General features: G+C 70.7%; 16 protein-coding genes. 6 read left to right on the top strand and 10 right to left on the bottom strand.

The features are described from left to right. Positions 1-37 precede the first annotated feature (37 nt). The 5 genes from FPZ41_RS23365 to FPZ41_RS50315 form a co-directional block, all read right to left on the bottom strand. The gene (locus tag FPZ41_RS23365) at positions 38-1,240 is read right to left on the bottom strand and encodes a cytochrome P450 family protein (protein ID WP_322620607.1); all 1,203 of its coding nucleotides are present in this window, start codon (positions 1,238-1,240) and stop codon (positions 38-40) included. A gap of 30 nt (positions 1,241-1,270) precedes the next feature. Next, positions 1,271-5,917 (bottom strand): caspase, EACC1-associated type, encoded by a 4,647-nt coding sequence (locus FPZ41_RS23370; protein WP_152865605.1) that lies wholly within the window; start codon positions 5,915-5,917, stop codon positions 1,271-1,273. After that, positions 5,914-6,372, bottom strand: a complete 459-nt coding sequence (locus FPZ41_RS23375) for an effector-associated constant component EACC1 (RefSeq protein WP_152865608.1) — start codon at positions 6,370-6,372, stop codon at positions 5,914-5,916. The genes FPZ41_RS23370 and FPZ41_RS23375 overlap by 4 nt, the downstream gene beginning before the upstream one ends. A gap of 131 nt (positions 6,373-6,503) precedes the next feature. Then, complete coding sequence (locus FPZ41_RS23380) at positions 6,504-8,300, bottom strand: phosphatidylglycerol lysyltransferase domain-containing protein (RefSeq protein ID WP_322620608.1); 1,797 nt, start codon at positions 8,298-8,300, stop codon at positions 6,504-6,506. A 78-nt stretch (positions 8,301-8,378) separates the two neighbouring features. After that, positions 8,379-8,672, bottom strand: coding sequence for a hypothetical protein (locus FPZ41_RS50315; RefSeq protein WP_194236190.1), 294 nt, complete (start codon positions 8,670-8,672; stop codon positions 8,379-8,381). Positions 8,673-8,687: 15 nt separating this feature from the next. Here FPZ41_RS50315 and FPZ41_RS23385 point away from each other — a divergent pair, with 15 nt between their 5' ends. From FPZ41_RS23385 to FPZ41_RS23400, 4 genes are all read left to right on the top strand, one after another. Next, on the top strand, positions 8,688-9,014 hold the full coding sequence (locus tag FPZ41_RS23385) for a hypothetical protein (protein WP_152865611.1): 327 nt from the start codon (positions 8,688-8,690) through the stop codon (positions 9,012-9,014). Between the two features lie 245 nt (positions 9,015-9,259). Beyond that, entirely contained in the window at positions 9,260-9,634 is a 375-nt protein-coding gene (gene crcB / locus FPZ41_RS23390; protein ID WP_322620609.1) for a fluoride efflux transporter CrcB, read from the top strand. Between the two features lie 5 nt (positions 9,635-9,639). Beyond that, positions 9,640-10,848 carry an MFS transporter gene (locus FPZ41_RS23395; protein ID WP_322620610.1) on the top strand — a complete coding sequence of 403 codons (1,209 nt, stop codon included), beginning with the start codon at positions 9,640-9,642 and terminating at the stop codon, positions 10,846-10,848. 139 nt (positions 10,849-10,987) lie between these two features. Next, complete coding sequence (locus FPZ41_RS23400) at positions 10,988-12,214, top strand: cytochrome P450 (protein WP_152865613.1); 1,227 nt, start codon at positions 10,988-10,990, stop codon at positions 12,212-12,214. A 57-nt stretch (positions 12,215-12,271) separates the two neighbouring features. Here FPZ41_RS23400 and FPZ41_RS23405 read toward each other — a convergent pair whose 3' ends face one another. The 5 genes from FPZ41_RS23405 to FPZ41_RS23425 all read right to left on the bottom strand — a co-directional run bounded on the left by FPZ41_RS23405 (position 12,272) and on the right by FPZ41_RS23425 (position 16,831). Next, entirely contained in the window at positions 12,272-13,531 is a 1,260-nt protein-coding gene (locus FPZ41_RS23405; protein WP_322620611.1) for a cytochrome P450, read from the bottom strand. Further along, positions 13,528-14,145 (bottom strand): GTP-binding protein, encoded by a 618-nt coding sequence (locus tag FPZ41_RS23410; RefSeq protein WP_152865616.1) that lies wholly within the window; start codon positions 14,143-14,145, stop codon positions 13,528-13,530. Before FPZ41_RS23410 ends, FPZ41_RS23405 begins: the two co-directional genes overlap by 4 nt. Beyond that, complete coding sequence (locus FPZ41_RS23415) at positions 14,126-14,482, bottom strand: DUF742 domain-containing protein (RefSeq protein WP_322620612.1); 357 nt, start codon at positions 14,480-14,482, stop codon at positions 14,126-14,128. The genes FPZ41_RS23410 and FPZ41_RS23415 overlap by 20 nt, the downstream gene beginning before the upstream one ends. After that, on the bottom strand, positions 14,479-14,898 hold the full coding sequence (locus tag FPZ41_RS23420) for a roadblock/LC7 domain-containing protein (protein WP_152865618.1): 420 nt from the start codon (positions 14,896-14,898) through the stop codon (positions 14,479-14,481). The genes FPZ41_RS23415 and FPZ41_RS23420 overlap by 4 nt, the downstream gene beginning before the upstream one ends. Positions 14,899-15,013: 115 nt before the next feature. Further along, positions 15,014-16,831, bottom strand: a complete 1,818-nt coding sequence (locus FPZ41_RS23425) for an ATP-binding protein (protein ID WP_152865621.1) — start codon at positions 16,829-16,831, stop codon at positions 15,014-15,016. Positions 16,832-17,626: 795 nt separating this feature from the next. Between FPZ41_RS23425 and FPZ41_RS23430 the strand changes: the two genes are divergently transcribed. Further along, positions 17,627-18,019 carry an SCP2 sterol-binding domain-containing protein gene (locus FPZ41_RS23430; protein WP_152865624.1) on the top strand — a complete coding sequence of 131 codons (393 nt, stop codon included), beginning with the start codon at positions 17,627-17,629 and terminating at the stop codon, positions 18,017-18,019. A 57-nt stretch (positions 18,020-18,076) separates the two neighbouring features. Further along, positions 18,077-19,324: an acyl-CoA dehydrogenase family protein gene (locus FPZ41_RS23435; RefSeq protein ID WP_322620613.1), complete on the top strand. Its 1,248-nt coding sequence runs from the start codon at positions 18,077-18,079 to the stop codon at positions 19,322-19,324. The last annotated feature ends 45 nt before the right edge of the window (positions 19,325-19,369 follow it).

Raw genomic sequence — 19,369 nt, forward strand, 5'->3', positions numbered from 1 at the left:
CTCCGGTGGCGGCCTCGCCGAGGCGGCCCTGCGGGCCCTACGGAGCGATGGCGACGGGAAGCCTCCTGAGGGAACGCGACCGCCACGACGTACGCCACTGGAGCTGCTCGGGCGGAACGGCGAGATCCAGGTGGGGGAAGCGCCTGAGCAGGGTGCCGAGGGCGATCTGGATCTGCATCCGTGCCAGGGGCGCGCCGAGGCAGTAGTGCACGCCCTGACCGAGAGCCAGATGCGCCTTGTCCTCCCGGTGAAGGTCGAACCGGTCCGGGCCGGGGTAGCGGTCCGGGTCCCGATGGGCCGATGCCACGCAGAGGATGAGCGTGTCTCCACGCGGTATCCGTACGCCGCCGATCTCGATGTCCTCGGTGGCGAAACGGCGAATGGCCATGAGGTTGGGAAGGGCGAAACGAAGCAGCTCTTCCACGGCTTCCGGCAACAGGTCGTGGTCGGCGCGCAGTTGGTCGAGCTGCTCGCGGTGCACGAGCAGGGTGTACAGCCCGTTGCCGATGAGGTGCTGAACGTTCTCGACGCCGGCGGTGAGAATCAGGAACGCGAGAGAGCTGAGTTCGTCCTCGGAGAGCCGGTCGTCGAGGTCGCGGGCGGCGATCAGTGCGGAGAGCAGGTCGTCGCCCGGTTCCTCGCGCCTGGCGGCGACGAGGTCGACGAAGAACCGGTGGAGCCTGCCGATCGCCTCGGGAATCTCACGGGGGTCCTCAGGGGCGACCATGGTGGTGACCCACTGGGCGAACGGCTTACGGGACTCCTCGGGGACGGCGAAGAGGTCGCCGATGACCATGAGCGGCAGCGGACCGGCGAAATCGGCCACGAGGTCGGGCTCGTCGCGAGAGGCGAGAGCGTCGGCCAGCCGTTCCGCGGCGCCCTGCACCGACGTACGCAGGTCTTCGACGCGGAGTGGGGTGAAGCCCTTGGAGACCAGACGGCGAAGCCGCAGATGGTCCTCCCCGTCCATGTTGAGGAGATTGGCGTCGAGGGCGGGCGGAAGCGAGAAGCCCTTGTAGCCGTTGCTCGAGTACGCCTTGTCGAGCGACAGCCGCTGATCGGACATCCACACGCGTACGTCTGCCTCGCGAGTCACGAGCCAGACCGGAGCTCCGTCGGGAAGCGCCACCCGGTGCACGGGGGTCTCGGTGCGGAGCCGGGCGTATAAGGCGTAGGGGTCGGCGGCGAAGGAACTGTCGAACGGCTGGGGCAACGCATACGTGTCTGTCGTGGAACGCACGTCATCTCCTTGGCGTGGTGGACCGCAACCTCAGGTGCAGGGGGCCTCGTAGGGCAGGTCGGGGAGTGTCTCCTGCCACAGTTCGTCGGGGACGGGCTGTGGGCGGACCGAGCAGAGGGTGTCGGCCAGCCGACCGGGATCGGTGTCCACGAGCAGGAGACCGTCCGAGAACGACCTCCAGGGCCCCAGGGTCGCGTTGAGCACGAGGATGTCCCCACGTGGGCCGAACTCGCGTATGGACGGACCGATGGTGTCCTCGCCGAGGCCCGGTGCGTAGGAGAGCAACTCCGTGGTGCCCGCGTCGTCGGAGGCGTCGGAGTCGGGCAGGCGCCACAGGGCCAGGGACCGGCTTCGGCCCTCTTCGCGCGAGGCTGCTACGAGACCGGTTTCCGGGTGCGTGGTGATGTTGTCGAACCCGCTGAGAGAGCCCTGGAGGGCGGTGCCGCGCCAGGGGGCGTCCAGCTTCCAGAGAGCCGGCTCTCCCGAGCCGGACAGGGTGGCGAGGAGATCTCCGGTGATCAAGGTGGTGTCGTGGGGCTTGGCCGTGATGTCGTCCCTGAGTTTGCGTGCGCTGCCGTTCTCGGACAGGTCCCACACGGTGGTCGGTGCGGTCGACAGGGCACTGTCCTGGTCCTCGTCCTGGTCTGCCGAGGTGATCAGCAGGTGCCTCTTCTCGTAGGAGAGCAGCTGGTCGGCTCTTCCCTTCACCTGACTTCCGCGCCGCGGCTGCCTCGGGTCACTGATGTCCCACAGCTGTGTGCCGTCAGCGTCTGCGACGATGAACAGGTCCTGGCCTACGAAGGCAGGTAAGTCGTCCTTCCCCTCGACGGGTATGCGGCCCAGCCGACGGGGGTGGTCCGGCTGCCGGATGTCCCACAACTGCAGCGCACCACCGTCGCGTTCCTGGAGAGCGAGCATCCGCCCGTCACGCCGTATGGCGAGTTTCCCGGACGCGGGCCGGAACTCGTGTCCGGGGCGCAGGCTCCGCTTCTGGAGAGACCACAGTTTCATCCGCGTGTAGTCGGTGTCCCGGCTGATCAGCACCTGGCGGCCCGGCAGGAAGCGCGGCGCGGTCCACGGTTCGGGCAACGTGGCCACCGGCTGCGGTGCCGGTCCGTCGTCCACGTCCCAGATCCGGGCGGGGGTTCCGTCGGTGCCGCCGGTCGCGAGATGGCGCCCTTCCGCGTCAAAGGCATCTCCAGGGGTGCGCGTCGCATCCAGCAGGGGACCTGGGAGGGCACGCGGCGGCGGATTCCACAGCAGGATCCGGCCCTTCAGATCGCCGGAGACGATGCCGCGCCCGTCCGGCCGGAAAGCGACCGACCGTGCCTGGCTTGTCCGAGGCACGGGCGTTCCCGTGGTGGGTGTCCTGTGATCGGAGGGGAAGGAGATGTCGTACGTGTGCATGCGGCCGCTCATGGAAACGGCTGCCAGGTACTTGCCGTCCGGGCGGTAGGCCAGCTCGATGTAGGTCGGGTAAACGCCATTGAGGGTTGAGCTGATCTGCTTCGGCCGCGCGGGATCGGCCACGTCGAAGGTGTGGACGCCTCCGGTACCGTAGCCGCCGGCCACGGTGCGGCCGTCGGGGCTGAAGGTCGCCGAGATCAACGCCGCGTTCCTCGCCGTCCCCAGGGGGCGGGGCGCCCCGGGACCGGTGGTGTTCCACAGGCGCAGGGCGGCGTCCGTGGCGGTGGTGGCCAGGATGCGGCTGTCCGGGTGGAATGCGACGGAGAGTACGTCTCGTGTTTCCTCCGCGACCCGCGCGGTCGTGGCGGTTGGATTCTCCGGATCACGTAGGTCCCACAGCCACACCTTTCCGCCGGCGGCCGGCACGGCCAGCGTGTTGCCGTCCGGGCTCAGGGCCGCCTGAAGGATTCCGCCGGTGTCCGCGGGCACCCGGGTGACCTGCCGTGGGCGGTCGGGGACGCGCAGGTCCCAGATGTACAGGGCGTTTTCGGTGTGCGCGGTGAGGTACCTGCCGTCGGGGTGCCAGGCGAGCGTGGCCCCGTCGCCACCGGTCCGCAGCACCGGGCCGGGGGCGGGGCGGTACGGGTCGCCGGTGTGCCAGAGGTGGACCGTGCCGTCGCGGGACGAACTGGCCAGCAGCTCACCGTCCTTGCGGTACACGACGCTGTTGACGGTGTCCTTGTGCCCGGTCAGCGTCATGGACACCGGTGTCAGCGCCGACCGCAGCAGGCTCGCCCGGGCCTCGGCGGTCGGCGCCGTACGGTAGGCGGCCAGGCTCATGTCCAGTGCCGCCGCGGGGTTCTCCGGGCGCAGGGCGTCGGCCTGGGTGGCGATACGTTTCGACGCGAGTTCCGCTGCGCGCTGCCGTGATCGGTCGCGCTCCACGACGGCGACCGTGCCGGCGACCGTGAGGAGGAGGGCCAGACAGATGAGGCTCGTGGTCGTCAGGCGCCGTCTGCGGCGCGCGCGTCTGTCGGCGCGGACGCAGGCGTGCAGGAACTGCCGCTCGGTGTCGGTCAGCGCGATACCGGAACCGTGCTTTCCTGGGTCCGTCTCCAGCCAGGGGCGGACCGCTGCGAGCCGGCTGCCGGTGAACAGGTAGTCGCGGTCGTGGGCGTGCTCCGACCACGTGGAGGCCGCCTCGGCCAGCCTCTGGTGGGTGATCAGCTCGGCACGGGCGTCGAGGATCCATGAGCGCAGCCTCGGCCAGGCGCGCAGCAGGGCCTCGTGGGCGATGCGTACGCCGTCGTCGTCCGTGCTGACCAGCCGGGCAGCGGTGAGACGGTCGCGGACCGAGGTGACGCGCTCGCGGTCCGCGCCGTCACGTCCCGTCGGCAGATCCGCATGCGCCACGCGGCGCGGCACGGGCTCCGTGCCGGGCGCCAGGTGGATCATGCGCAGCAGCAGGTCGCGCAGCACTCCCCGCCCGGCTTCGTCGAGGGACTGGTACAGGTCCTCGGCGGACGTGGTGACGGAGCGCCAGATCCCGCCGGTCGCCTGGTACCCGGCCAGAGTGAGGACGGCTCCACTGCGCCGCAGCCAGGTCTCACGCAGGGCGTGTGCCAGAAACGGCAGGGCGGGGGCCTGGCCCGACGGCTGCCCAGGCTCATCAGGTTCCTCGCCTCCGCCGCCGCCCGGCTGGTTCAGATCGTGCAGGATGCGGTCGGTCAGACCGTCCTCCAGCACCAGTCCGGCGTCGGCGGCCGGGCCCTCGATCGCGGCGCGCAGTGCCCGTTCGCCCAGCGGCGGCAGATTCAGCGGCGCGGTGGCGTTCAGGGCGTCCCGCAGACCGGGGTGGGCGAGGCAGTTGCCGTAGTGATCGGCTCGTACGGCCAGAACGACCCGCGGCCGGACGTGGTCGGCGGGGTCTTTCGCGGGCCGGTGTTCTTCCCCTGACTCTGACTCTTCTTCCTCTGCACCGCACACTTCTTCCTCTGCACCGCACAGGGCGCGCAGGAAGCGGGCGCGCTCGGTGGTGTCGCGGCAGCGGGTGAAGACCTCCTCGAACTGGTCGACCACCAGCAGACGGCAGGCAGTACGGCCCGGAAGCGGCGGCGGGAAGTCACCGTCGGCGAGCGACGCCTCGACCTCGGCGGCCGGCCGGCCGGTGGCCTGTGCCCAGAACTCGGCCAGGGCACGCAACGGACGCGGTCCGGGCGCCGCGAGCAGCAGCGCGGGGCCGGGCGCGGTACGGTCGCCGGCCTCGTGGGCGCGTTCGAGCCCGGCCAGCAGACCTGCTCGCAGCAGCGACGACTTTCCCGTACCCGAGGCCCCCATCAGGATGACCGGATGCCCGGTCCGCGTGTCCCGCACGGCGGCCAGCAGCTGAGTGGTCTGTTCCTGCCGGCCGAAGAACCATCTGTGGTCCTCGGGCTGGAAGGGCTCCATCCCAGGGTACGGGCACGGTACGTCGGCCGGCGGCTCGGCCGGCGACGTACTCCCGGTGCTGTAGGCCCGGTTGGGGGCGACGACCAGCGCACCCATGGTGCCCTCGCTGTCCCGGTGCGGGCGTGCGGGCCCGTCGCGGAGCGCTCGGTCGAGGCACAGATGCAGCCGGTCCAGGGTCAGCAGCGGCGGACCGCCCGGATCCCCATGCTCCAGCAACTCCAGCAACCGTCCGCCGAACAGCGTGTGCCGTTCGCCTTCCGGTGCGAAGGAAAGCGCGAAGTACGACGCCGAGCTGAGCAGGAAGCTGCCGGCGGGGCGGGCGGAGACGAACGGGTCCCGGGCGTGGCCACCGTCCGGGGCCGTGGCACGACCGGAGAAACAGCAGTCGAGCACGACCACACTGCCGCCGGGCGCGGCGCCGAGCAGATCCCTGACCGTTCGGTAGGGGACGGCCTGGGCGATCCGGTCCGCCGCGAGGCAGCCGTGCGTCGCGAGATAGAGCTCGTCTCCCGGACCCAGCAGACCATGGCCCACATGGCAGAACAGCACCACCCCGGTGGCCTGCTCGACCGCCTCCTCCAGCGCCGTGACGACCTCCGCCGCACCGGCCTCCGGGTCCACCCGGCGCACCTGCTCCGGCGCCATCCCGCAGACCTCGCGCAGTACCCGCTCCAGATCGTCGAGCGTGGCCTCGACGCTGGGCAGTCCCGGCAGGGTCGAGCCCGCCCCATGGCTGCCGGTGCCCACCAGCACGGCGCGAGCCCCCGGCGCCGCGAGACCGGTGACCGTGGCGGCGGCGAGCCGCGGCCCCGGGGAGCTCACGGTGCGGGCCTGCGGACCGTCGACCCGGGTCCGGTGGACGGCGCGTCCGAGGCATCCGGGGTACCGCCGGGCTGCCCGGTGTCCGCTGTCGCTTCGAGGTCCGTCGCGAGCTGCTGAGCCAGCTCCGCCGTCTGTCGTGCGTCCAGTGCCCGAACATGCGTGGAGGTCACAGTGATCTCCGTACCGTCGGGACGGCTGATGACGACGGTCTGACTGCCCTTCCTGGTCTGCAACCAGGCGATCAGGCCGCCCGCCAGAACCGTGGCGACGCCCCCGGGCGCCAGCAGGGCGAGTAGCGCGTCGGCCGCCACACCCATGGTCCCGGGCTGTGGGGACGCCTCCGTCGGCCTGCGGATTCTGCCGCGCAGTGCTGGGTTGTCACCCAGCCAACGGCGCAGATCGTCCGTGTCGGCACGGCCCGGCGAACCGTCCCGGACCGTGATCGTGATACGCACAGCACCCCCGCCAGGTCGACTGGCCCAGTGAATCCCGCAGACGGCCTTCCGTCACTCTAGTCGAGCAGGATCTCCCCAACGAGCGGATAACCAAGCCTTGTTGACGGTTCAAGCCTATTTGACGCCGTGGGTCATGGGCCGACCGGGCGGGCCCGCGCGTTCCCCTCCGGTGCTGAGCCAGAGGTGCTGTCGGGTGGTCGCCCCGGGGGCTGCCGGTGCCGGCGGCCGAACAGGGAGGGCAGGCTCGGCGCGGCCACGAAGCCCTCCGCGCGGGCACTGGCCAGACCGATCCGGGGGAGTTCGCTGGTCTTCCCGAACAGCAGGTAGCGGGGCTCCCACACCGGCCGGTACTTGGCGTTGGCCCGGTACAGCGACTCGATCTGCCACCACTGGGAGAAGAACGTCAGCACCGAGCGCCACAGCCGCAGCACCGGCCCGGCGCCGATCCGGGCCCCTCGCTCGAAGACGGAGCGGAACATGGCGAAGTTGAGCGACACCCGGTCCACGTCCACCTCGTCCGCTCGCTGCAGCAGCTCGACGACCATGAACTCGATCAGGCCGTTGTCCGCGTCGCGGTCCCGTCGCATCAGATCGAGTGACAGCCCGCGCAGTCCCCAGGGCACGAAGGACAACAGCGCCCGCAGTTCGCCCTCTCCGTCGTGGCACTCCACCATCACGCAGCGCCCGTCGTCCGGATCACCGAGGCGCCCCAGCGCCATCGAGAAGCCCCGCTCCGTCTCGCTGTCCCGCCAGTGGTCCGCCCGGTCCAGCAAGGCCGCCATTTCTTCCTGTGGGATCTCCTCGTGCCGCCGTATGCGCACCGTGTACCCCGCTCGGCGCACCCGGTGCCGCGCCTGGCGGACGCCCCGCATCGCCCGGCCCTCCAGGGTGAAGGCATCGCGCTCCACGATCGCCTCGTCACCGAGTTCCAGGGCGTCGAGTCCGTGCCGCGTGTAGATGGTCCCGGCCTCCTCACTCGCCCCCACGACGGCCGGCGCCCAGGCGTACTCGCGTGCCTCGCGCAGCCACTGCTCGATGGCCCCGGGCCAGGCCTCCGGGTCGCCGAGGGGGTCGCCGGAGGCGAGGGTGACCCCGCCCACCACGCGGTAGGCGATGGCGGCCTTTCCGCTGGGCGACCAGATGACGGCCTTGTCGCGGCGGAGCGCGAAGTACCCGAGCGAATCCCGCTCGCCGTACCGGTCCAGCAGATCACGCAGCCGTCTCTCGTCCTCGGCGGTGAGCAGCTCCCGGCCCCGCGGAGCGCGGAAGCAGGCGTACAGCAGAAGCAGGAACAGCACCGCGGCCAGCACGTTGATCACCACGTCGACCCAGCGTGGCGCGTGCACCGTGACGGACGTGCCGGACAACGGGCCGAGCGTCACCACCCGCAGCAGCGCGTAGGAGACACGATCGGTGACCGATGTCCCCGGCTGGTTGGTCGTCGCGCTCACCAGCAGCGTCCCCACCAGAGCCGCGACCGCCAGGCCCGCCAGCAGGACGACGGCTGCCAGGCCGCGGTTCCAGGTGCCGCTCCTGGCCCGGAACTCCCTGCGGCCGACCACCAGAGACAGCACGAACAGGCCGGTGAGCGCCGTGGAGAACCAGTTGAAGCCGTGCTCCCGGTACGCCTCCTGGGTCATGAGCAGTACGTACAGAGCGAACAGCGGTCCGGCCAGCAGCATGTTGAAGACCCACGCGGCCCTCTTGCGGCGCCGCATGGCCACGGCGAGGAAGAGCGACAGGGGAATCGCCACCAGCCCCGCCGTCGCCAGGTAAGGGGTGAAGTACTGACTCGCGCGGTGCTCACGCACCTCCTCGCGGAACGGCACCGAGGCCACCGCCACCAGGTTCAGCAGGGCCATCAGCCGCAGGTACCAGACCGCGGCGGAGGCCGCCCGGCCGCGCCATGCAGCGCGCGCTCCGGACACGCCTGCGCCACCGGTCGACGCGGACGGAAGGCAGCCCGGGGGATCGGTGGGTGATGAAAGCGGGGCAGGCAAGGAAAGTCACGACCCTCCGCATTCCCCCCGTCCGTCACCACCGACTGTAATCGCACAGCCGGGACGGCAGCACGCGGACCACCGCCGTCTGGACGACCAGAAGTGGGAACGATCAGAAGCTACGTCCATGACTCGGCCATGACGCGCAGCGCTTTCTCCTCGGGTGAGCCGAGGGCGGCGGTGTGGACGAGGAGGCTCAGCTCGGGGGTTCTGGGGGAAGTGGGTGATCTCGTACGAGAGGGGGAGCGGGCCCGCCTCCGGGTGGTCGATGCGTTTGAGACCGTGGGATTTGGTGCGCACGGTGTGCAGCCGCCAGTGGCGCCGGAATCCTCGCTGCGCTCAGCGCGCGGCGTATACGTGGCCTTCGACCGCACCAGCCGCGCCGAACCGGCCGGACCGCCGGCCGGTTCGCCCACCGCTTCGTGTTCCTCTTCGACGCCGCTGCGCTTCGGGCCGGACGCCTTTCCCACCTGCGCCCGTACGACGATCGAACAGCACCGCGTGCACGCCTGCCCGGCGCGCGGAGCCCTGGTCGTCATCCCGGCGGGCGGCACGGTCCCGGAGCTGACCTGGGAACGGGGCACGCCCCACTACCGGCGGGCGGGCTACCGGTGGGCCCTCGAGTCGGCGGCCGGCGGCTGACGACCGACCGCCAACCGCCGGCCGCTTGAGATCCCGAGCGGCCGGCCGTGGCGTTAACCTTGTCGTCGGCTGCGACCACCGGTCGCAGCGCGGCGGTGGGGCTCGCCGGACCCGAACCGCGGCATCGACGCCGCCAACAGTCCCTACTTGCGATGGTGGACGCCCGCGTGACCGGGCCCGGCGAGTAGGAGACGTACGTTCATGACAACCCCGTACTCCAAGATCCCGTGCAGGGAGCAGGACGCGTGAACTGGCTGCTGGTGGTCGTCGGAGGCATGGTCGGTGCGCCGCTGCGGTACCTCACCGACCGGGCCGTGCAGAAGCGGCACGACACCGTGTTCCCCTGGGGCACCTTCACCGTGAACGTGGCCGGCTGCCTGATCCTGGGCCTGCTGACAGGTGCCGTGCTGGCCGGGGCCGCCTCCTCCGACGTGCAACTGCTGCTGGGAACGGGGCTGTGCGGGGCGCTGACCACGTACTCGACGTTCTCCTACGAGACGCTGCGGCTGGCCGAGGACGGGGCGAGGTTCTTCGCCGTCGCCAATGCCGTCGCCAGTGTGGTGGCAGGGCTGGGCGCCGCGTTCGTCGGTGCCGCGTTCGCCGATGCGCTGTGGGCGTGAGGGCGGTGGCAGAGCGAGCGGAAGCGACGCGGGCGACCGGGATGGGGCCGTGGCGGTTCGTGCTGTGGTTCGGCACGGTCAGTCTGCTCGCCGACGTCGTCTACGAGGGCGCCCGCTCCGTCACCGGGCCGCTGCTGGCCTCGCTGGGCGCGTCCGCCCTGGTCGTCGGCGTGGTCACGGGCGCCGGTGAGGCGGCGGCGCTGGGGCTGCGGCTGGTCTCCGGCCCGCTGGCCGACCGCACGCGCCGCTTCTGGGGCCTGGCGATCGCCGGATACCTGCTGACCGTGGTGTCCGTGCCGCTGCTGGGCGTGGCCGGGACGCTGTGGGCCGCGTGCGTGCTGGTGGTCACGGAGCGGGTAGGGAAGGCGGTGCGCTCTCCGGCGAAGGACACCATGCTGTCCCACGCCGCGGCCGCGACCGGGCGCGGGCGCGGCTTCGCCGTGCACGAGGCACTGGACCAGATCGGAGCCCTGATCGGCCCCCTGCTCGTGGCCGGTGTGCTGGCGCTGACCGGAGGCGACTACGGACCGGCGCTCGGCGTGCTCGCCCTGCCCGGCGTCGCGGTGCTCGGGCTGCTGGTGTGGCTGCGGGCCCGGGTGCGGGACCCGGAGGCCTACGAACGTGACGTGGCCGCCGCGTCGGCATCGGCTCCGGAGCCGGAGGACGGCCGGCGTCTGCCGAGAGCGTTCTGGACCTACGCCGCCTTCACGGCGGCCACCACGACCGGGTTCGCCACCTTCGGCGTGCTCTCCTACCACCTGGTCGAGCGGCATCTGCTGACCACCGCGTGGGTGCCGGTGCTGTACGCGGCGGCGATGGCCGTGGACGCCGTAGCGGCCCTGGCCACGGGCTGGCTGTACGACCGTCACGGCCCCCGCGTGCTGATCGCCCTGCCCGCGCTGACCGCGGGCGTGGCCGCGCTGGCGTTCACCGACACGCTCGCGCTCGCCGTGGCCGGGTCGCTGGTGTGGGGTGCGGCCATGGGCATCCAGGAGTCCACGCTGCGCGCCACGGTCGCGGATCTGGTGCCCACCGGGCGCCGGGCGACCGCTTACGGGCTGTTCGCCGGCGTCGTCGGCGCGGCGAGCCTGGCCGGCGGCGCACTGATCGGCGGCCTGTACGGCTACTCGATCCCCGTACTGATCACGGTGGTCGTCGCCATTCAGGTCCTCGCCGTGGTCCTGCTGGCCGTTACGCGGACCCCGCGGCGCTGACCCCGCGGTGCTGACCCCGCGGTGCTGACCCCGGGTTTCGGCCCCCGCGTAATAAAGCCGGGCTAGAGGCGGCCTGTCCTGGCTCTTGACCGTTAAATAACCTTGGGCGGTACACCCGTTGCTGATCCCAGGGAGTCTCATGTCCACCGCGCAACAGGTCCCCGACATCCTCTCGCCCGAGTTCGCGGCGGATCCCTACCCGGCCTATCAGGTGATGCGCGAACGTGCCCCTCTCATCTGGCACGAAGCCATGCAGAGCTACATCATCTCGCGCTACGAGGACGTGGAGCGCGTCTTCAAGGACAAGAGCGGGGAGTTCACCACCGACAACTACACCTGGCAGCTCGAGCCCGTACACGGAAAGACGATTCTCCAGCTCAGCGGACGGGAACACGCGGTGCGGCGTGCCCTGGTCGCCCCGGCCTTCCGCGGCAGCGACCTGGAGGCGAAGTTCCTTCCCGTGATCGAGCGCAACTCCCGTGAGCTGATCGACGCCTTCCGGCACACCGGGTCCGCCGACCTGGTGACCGACTACGCGACCCGTTTCCCCGTCAACGTGATCGCGGACATGCTGGGCCTGGACAAGGCGGACCACGACCGGTTCCACCGCTGGTACACCTCCGTCATCGCCTTCCTCGGCAACCTCTCGGGCGACCCGGAGGTGACGGCGGCCGGCGAGCGCACCCGGGAGGAGTTCGCCGAGTACATGTTCCCGATCATCCGGGAACGCCGTGAGAACCTCGGTGACGACCTGCTGTCCACGCTGTGCGCCGCCGAAGTGGACGGCGTGAACATGAGCGACGAGGACATCAAGGCCTTCTGCAGCCTGCTGCTCGCCGCGGGCGGCGAGACCACGGACAAGGCGATCGCCGGCATCTTCGTGAACCTCCTGCTGCACCCGGAGCAGTTGGCGGCCGTACGGGAGGACCGGAGCCTGATCTCCCGCGCCTTCGCCGAGACGCTGCGCTACACACCGCCCGTCCACATGATCATGCGGCAGTCGGCGACCGAGGTCGAGCTCAGCGGCGGCACCGTACCGCCCGGAGCCACCGTCACCTGCCTGATCGGCGCCGCCAACCGGGACGGCGACCGCTACCAGGACCCGGACCGCTTCGACATCTTCCGCGACGACCTGACGACGTCGACCGCCTTCTCGGCCGCCGCCGACCACCTTGCCTTCGCGCTCGGCCGGCACTTCTGTGTAGGGGCGCTGCTCGCCAAGGCCGAGGTGGAGACCGGTGTCGGCCAGCTCCTCGACGCCATGCCCGACGTGCGGCTCGCCGACGGCTTCGACCCCGTGGAGCAGGGTGTCTTCACCCGGGGCCCGCAGTCCGTGCCGGTGCGGTTCACGCCGGTCGCGGGCTGACCCCCTGTGGGGTTCGGGGCCGCGCCCCGAACCCCGTTAGGGGGGCTTGTGGTTGTGCTACTGCACTACCGGCGTGAACCGCACCGGCAGCGAGGTCAGCCCGCGCATCCAGATGGACGGGCGCCAGGTCAGCTCGTGCGGCTCCGCGTCCAGGACCACGTCGGGCAGTCGCTCCAGCAGGGCCTCGACCGCGGTACGGGCGATGACGTCGGCCAGCAGCGGGGCCGGGTAGGGGCAGCGGTGCTCGCCGTTGCTGAACGACAGGTGCGCGGCGTTCTCCGCGCCGACGTGCCCCTCGGGCCAGATCTGCGGGTCGGTGTTGGCCGCGGCGAGTCCCAGTACGAGGCAGTCGCCCGCCCGGATCTGCCGTCCGCCGAGCTGGGTGTCGCGCACGGCCCAGCGGCCGATGAAGTTCTGCGTCGGCGTGTCCAGCCACAGCACCTCGTTCAGTGCCTCGCCCACGCTGAGCCGGCCGCCCGAGACGTTCAGGGCGAAGCGCTCGTCGGTGAGCAGCAGGCGGAGGGTGTTGCAGATCCAGTTGGCCGTCGGCTGCTGTGCCGCGGCGATGATGGAGATCAGGTCCTGGATGATCTCCTCGTCGGTCAGCCCGGCCGGATGCTGCAGCATCCGCGAGGTGACGTCCGGTCCGGGCTTCTCCCGCTTCTCCTTCACCAGCTGCTGGAACCGCGCGCCCACCCGGCCGTACGCGGCCACCGGGTCGTCGCCCTCCGCGGCGTCGAGCGAGATCCGCAGGTCGTCGACGAGTTGCTGGGTGTCCGTACCGCTGTGCGGCATCCCGCACATCTGGACCGCGGCCCGCATCGGCAGGGCGTGCGCGAACGCGCTCATCAGCTCGGCGTGGCCGCTCCCCGCGAACGACGCGATGAGCTCGTCGGCGATCTGCTCGCACTCACGGCCCAGCTCGAACTGATCGACGCCCTCCAGCGCCTGAGTGATCACCCCTGCCCGCCGCTGGTGCTCCGCGCCCTCGGTGAACAGCACCGACGGCTGGTATCCGACGAACGGCATCAGCGGCCAGTCCGCGGGGATGTTCTCCCACTGGTTCCAGCGCCGCGAGTCCCGCGCGAACAGCTCGTCGTGGGCCGTCACATAGCCGACCTCGGAGTAGCCGAGGACCAGCCAGGCCGGCACGTCCCCGTCGAGCAGCACGGGCGCCACCGCGCCGTGCTCCCGGCGCAGGGTGCGGTACAGCTGCGACGGTGTCTGCTGGTACTCCAGACCGCCCAGGCGCACCGCGCCCGGGTGGGCGGGGCAGCCCGGGGCGGCCGCCGGGGAGGAGGATCCGGTGTCGGTCACGGTGTCATCTCCCGGGCCTTGGCCTGTTCGTAGAGGTGGTTTACAAGGGTGATCAGCACGTCCTTGCCCGATGACCTGACCCGCGCGTCGCAGTCGATCAGCGGCACATGCTCGGGGAGGGCGAGCGCCTGGCGGATCTCGTCCAGGGAGTGCCGGGAAGGGTCGTTGTCGAAGCGGTTGACCGCCACCACGAACGGCGTCTTGTGGTGCTCCAGCCGGTCGATCGCGTACCAGGAGTCGTCCATCCGGCGTGTGTCGACCAGGACGACCGCGCCGAGCGTGCCGGAGAAGAGCCGGTCCCACAGGAACCAGAAGCGCTTCTGCCCCGGAGCGCCGAACAGGTAGAGGACCATGCGGTCGTTGAGGCTGATCCGCCCGAAGTCGAACGCCACGGTGGTGGTGGTCTTCGCCGCCACCCCGCTCGTCTCGTCGACGCCGACACCGGCCTGGGTCATCACCTCTTCGGTGTTGAGCGGCCGGATCTCGCTGACCGAGCGGACCAGGGTCGTCTTGCCGACCCCGAACCCGCCCACGATGACGATCTTCAGGCCGGTCTCTGCGGCGTCGGCCAGGGGCGTACGTTGGGAAGGCAGCTCAGAGATGGCGGAGCCCATGGAGCACCTCCTGGAGAAGGGCGGAATCGGGGAGCGAGGCGATGGACCGTGCCGCGCGCGGGTGGCGGGCGGTGATGTTGCCCATGGCGAGGAGGTCGCCGAGCAGGATGCGCACCACCGTGATCGGCAGCTTCAGTTCGGCGGCGATCTCGACCACGGCCGTCGGGTGCCGGCACAGGTCGAGGATGCGCGTGTGCTCCGACTGCATCCCTGCGGTGGGTTCGCACTCACTCACCACGAGGGTGACCAGATCGAACGCGTCGTCGGCACGACTGCGTCCACCCGTGACGGTGTAGAGCCGGTCGGGATCACCGGTGTCCACGGGCCTGCGTATCACGACGAAGTACTCGCCGGGGCGCCCTGGCGGGGCTCGGCCCGCAGATGCTCACCGATCTTGTCGACGAGTTCGGTCATCTGGTGACCCACGACGCCGGGGTCGGCGTTCTCCTCGGCGACGACCGCCAGGTGCGCTCCTTCGCCGGCCTCGACGATGAAGAGCAGGCCGCCGTGGAACTCGGTCATGGAGTGGCGGACACCGCCGCTGCCGTCGCCGAACTCGATGGACGCGCCCTGGGCGAGGGCCTGAATCCCCGAGCAGAGCGCCGCCAGCTGGTCGGCCTGGTCCAGCGTCAGATGTTCGGTCCAGCACAGCTTCAGGCCGTCCCGGGACAGGACCAGTGCGTGCCGCGTGCCGGGAGTGCGCTCCAGAAGGCTCTGCAGGAGCCAGGTGAGGCTGGTGTCGGTGGTCTGCATGGTGGGTGATGGGACGGTTGTGCCCTGCTGTCGGGTCACCGCCCCGTTCCTCCAATCTCACGAAGTCGAGGGCATGGGCGCCGGGGCCCCGAGCGCCGTATGTGTGGGGGTGGACCTACGAGCCGGCGGGCGGCTCGGGGTCGGAGTCGGGTTCGGGGCGGGCCCACGATCCGGTCTCGCCGTTGCCGGACTGGCGGCCGCGGTGGAAGGAGCCGAACAGCGAACCCGCGTCGCGTTTCGCCGAACGCCCCTCCGTCTGCGTCTCGTCCTGCGCGCTGGCGGCGGCCGTAGCTCTGCGCTGCTGCAGTTCGCGGTCGGCCTCGGCCATGGTGCGGCCGGGGGCGCGCACGGGCAGGCCGTTCGGGGTGGCCTCCGAGCGACGGGAGCGTGCCCCCCGCTCGGGGAGTTCCGCCCCGGCGGCGGGCCGCACCGAGGCGGCCGGCCGCACGGCCGGTTCGGGTGCGGCCGCCACCGCGGGCCGCGCGACTTCGGCGGGCGCCGGTTCGGGTGCCGCGGGGGTTGCGGTGTCGACGGGCCCGGGTGCGGGTGCGGGCGCCGCGGACGCGGTCGGCCGCTGTGCGGCGTCGCGCTGCTGGGCCAGCAGTTGTGGGGGCAGCAGGACGACGACGCCGGTGCCGCCGCGCGACGAGGGACGGTAGTTGACGCTGATGCCGTACTTGTCGGCCAGCCGCCCGACCACGGCCAGACCGAGCCGCGTGCCCTGCAACGAGGCGAGGTCCGTCATCCGCCCGGCCACCGACTCCTCGGCACGCCGCATCGCCGCGTCGGCCATCTTCAGGCCGCTGTCCTCGATCGTGACGACGATTCCGGCGCTGCGCTGCTCCACGTACACGTGGACCTCGTCGATCGGCGGCGAGAAGTTGGCCGCGTTGTCGACCAGTTCGGCGAGCAGATGCATGACGCCTTCCGCGGCGAACCCGGAGACGGCGGCGTTCGTCGAACAGTGCAGTCGTACGCGCCGGTAGGCGGCGATCCGGCCGACCGCGCCGCGGAGGATGCTCTCCATGACGATCGGCTTGTTCCAGGCACGGCTGGAACGGCCGCCCATGAGCAGCGCCAGCCGGTCGGTCATGAGGCCGAGCTGTGAGGTGCTGTGATCCAGCTTCAGCAGGTCGCCGAAGACCTCTTCGCCGTGCCGATCCTGCATGTCCCGCAGGTCGGCGAGCATGCTGACGGCCTTGGCCTGCACCCGGCTCAGGGCCTTCGCCGAGGCGGACTGCGCGGCGGCGGCCCGCCGTTCGCTGTGCGCGAGTTCACGAATGAACGAATCTGCGGGGATGCGCAGCAGGGGGACCTGCGGCCAGTCCAGTTCGGCGAAGACGGTGTCCGCCGAAGTGCCTTCCCGCAGCTTTGCGATCGCGGCGGGCAGGGTCTCGTTCGTCAGCCGTTCCAGCTCGGCGGCGGCCTGGGTCAGTTCCTGCTGGGCCTGCCGCCGTTCGATGTCCAGGGCCGCGACACTCTTCACGTCCTGCTCCACCATGGTGGCGAAGGAGTGCATGACCTTGCGCAGCTGTGGATCGGACGGCTGCGTCACGCTCGTCAGTGCGTCATGCGCGCTCGCTCCGTCCCGCAGCCGTGTGGCCACCGCGGGCAGGGTCACGTTCACCAGATGAGCGGACTCGGCCGCCTGGTGTGCCAACTGCGAACGGAACTGGCCGACTTCGCCCACCTGCGCCGCGGCGGACCGGCGGGCGCGCCGGATCAGCGACGTACTGACGACGACGGTGACCGCCACACACAACCAGGCGCCCAGAGCCGAGGCCACCGTCCAGGTACGGGCGTTCGTGGGAGCCGCCGCGATCGCCGCACCAGCCGCTGCGGCAGTCACCACCAGGACGACCAGGGGTGCGACGGGTGAGGCGTGAGGCGCCTTCCCTGACCGGTGTTGGCTGAGCGGTGAAGGCACTGACATCCAGCGGTCCTCGGTCCTTGGCAGCGGGAAAGACAGGGCGACCGACGCACGACGGCCGCGGGCAGGGGACATCACCAAGAGGACGGTGATCGTCCGGCAGGCATTCGCACATGCTAGTCACCCATCCGGGTGTCGCGATCTGACTAGCTGCCTAGTCCGCTCAGGACGTAATTTCGTCGAAAATCTGCCGACGGCGTGGGGTGATGTGGTAATGGGGTTTACGCGCCTTCCACCCCTCTGACGGCCGCGGATGACCGCCCGCACGTCCTCGCGGGCCCCTCAGCCGGTGCTGGACCGCTGCCGCGTCGGCGTGTCTCCGACGGCGGAGCGATGGGTTTCGGTCAACTGCCCGGCCGGCGCGGCAGGTAGGCCGACAGTCGCGCAATGGTCCTGAAGCCGTCCACGCAAGGTCTTGAAGCGATGCACGCATGGTCCTGAAGCCATGAATGACAACTGTGTTGCGGTTGATGAGTACAGTTGCACACGACGCACATTGTGGCGAATCCCGTGACAGTACCGCTGTTTCCAACCCCTGGTTGTTGAATCCAGTGCGCTGCAATCCACCTGTTTGCGGGTCATTCTTTCCGCGTCATGTCCGCATCCCTTCCGCCTTATGTCCGCACCGCGGAAGCCGGGTATGACGCCCCCTAACGTTCTCCTGGGCGCTCCCGGAGGCAGGGCGGGCACAACCCGCCGCACCGGAAAAGCGTTGCGATCGGTTTCCCGCTGTCCGTAAACCCAGGGCGCTTGCGCCCGTGTCGACTTGTGCGCGACAAGAGCGATCGGGAGGGGAAGATGTCCACTTTTTCGTCCAGCGAAATGGCGGCGGAAGTCTTCGGCCGGCTGTTTTCCGTGATGCTGGAGGACGAGGAATTCGTCGCAAGGGCCCGGCAGGAGGGACTGTCGGTCCGGCTCGTCCACACGAAGCCCGACTGCCAGGTCTTCGTGTCAGCGCAGGGCGTCGTCGTCGGTGAGGAGGCTCCTCAGACGGCGGCGATCACTCTCAAGATGTCCTGCGACACGGCCCACGCGCTGTGGATGGGCCGGCTCATGGTGCCCGTCGCCATCGCCACGGGCCGGCTCAGGATCCGCGGCAAGGTCGCCAAGGTGCTGGAACTGGTGCCGATGCTGCGGCCCGCCTTCGACCGCTACCCGGACATCGCCGCCGCCTCCGGCGTCGGCGCCTGACCTGCTGCCCGGCACCGGTTCCGGCCGGCGAACCAACGCGTAAGGAGTGTCGTCCAAGTGAACACCGCTCTGTCCGAGTTCCAGTCCGAGTCCGAGTCCGTGTCCCTGTCGGGACTGAACTTCGACGTACTGCCGCCCGAGGTCCAGCGGTTCAGGGACGCCGCGAGGGCCTTCGCCCAGGACGTCGTCAAGCCCCGCGTCCAGCACCTGGACCAGGCACCGGCGGCCCACTTCGACTGGCAACTCGTCGCCCAGGGCCACCAGATCGGCCTCACCCGTGCGGCGGTCCCCAGGGAATACGGTGGTGCGGGCGTCGGCATGCTGGGCGTCGCCGTCGCACTGGAGGAGGTCGGCGCCGTCTGCCCCGGCACGGCGCTGATCTTCGGAGCCACCATGCTCGGCCAGGCGCCGATCCTGCTGTCCGGCGACCCTCGCCTGCAGGCCCGCTTCCTTCCCCTGTTCTCCGGTGACGAACCCGTGCTCGCCTGCAACGCGGTCACCGAGGAGGACGCGGGCTGCGACCTGATCATCCCGTCCCTGGCCCAGCACGCGCAGAACGTCACGACCGCGCGCAGGGACGGCGACCACTACGTGCTGACGGGCCGCAAACGGTTCATCACCAACGCGAAGTTCGCCGCGTTCGCCTCCGTGTTCGCGAACATGGAGGGCAGCCCGGGCGCGACCGGGCTCACGTCCTTCATCGTCCCCCTGGACCTTCCCGGCGTCGTCCGCGGCCCCGTGGCGGACAAGATGGGATACCGCGCCTGCCTGGGCAGCGAGCTGGAGTTCCACGACGTCCGGGTACCCGCCGAGTACATGATCGGGTCGGAGGGCGAGGGCATGGCCATCAACATGGCGCAGAGCAACATGGCCCGCGCCGCGGTGGCCGGCATCTCCACCGGTGTGGCACGCAGCGCCCTGGAACAGGCGGTCGCCTGGTGCGGTGAACGGGTGCAGGGCGGGCAGCACCTGCGGCACCACCAGTTCACGGCGGCGAAACTCGCCGGCATGACCACCAAGGTCGACGCCGCCCGCATGCTGTACCTGCGCGCGGCCGACAAGGTCGACAACGAACTGCCCCCGCCGGTCTACGAACCGGCCGTGGCCAAGCTCTTCGCGGACCGGACCGCGATCGAGGCCGCCGACACGGCTCTCTCGCTCATCGGCGCACGCGGCTATCTGCGCTCCTACGGGGTGGAGAAGATGATGCGCGACGCCCTGGGCACCCGCATCTACGAGGGCACCCCCGAAGTCCTGGCGCTCGCCATCACCGACAGCCTCTACGCCGAGAAGGAAGAGTGGTGAACGCCGTTCCGGTCGTAGGCGGCGCCACCTCCTCCCGCCCGTCCC

This window comes from Streptomyces acidicola (assembly GCF_009377235.1).
Lineage (GTDB): Bacteria > Actinomycetota > Actinomycetes > Streptomycetales > Streptomycetaceae > Streptomyces > Streptomyces acidicola.

What these genes read in the sequence shown, in the direction of transcription:
- FPZ41_RS23400 (WP_152865613.1), top strand. Translation starts at nt 10,988, where the DNA reads ATGTCCACCGCGCAACAGGTCCCCGACATCCTCTCGCCCGAGTTCGCG.
- FPZ41_RS23410 (WP_152865616.1), bottom strand. Translation starts at nt 14,145, where the DNA reads ATGGGCTCCGCCATCTCTGAGCTGCCTTCCCAACGTACGCCCCTGGCC.
- FPZ41_RS23420 (WP_152865618.1), bottom strand. Translation starts at nt 14,898, where the DNA reads ATGCAGACCACCGACACCAGCCTCACCTGGCTCCTGCAGAGCCTTCTG.
- FPZ41_RS23425 (WP_152865621.1), bottom strand. Translation starts at nt 16,831, where the DNA reads ATGTCAGTGCCTTCACCGCTCAGCCAACACCGGTCAGGGAAGGCGCCT.
- FPZ41_RS23430 (WP_152865624.1), top strand. Translation starts at nt 17,627, where the DNA reads ATGTCCACTTTTTCGTCCAGCGAAATGGCGGCGGAAGTCTTCGGCCGG.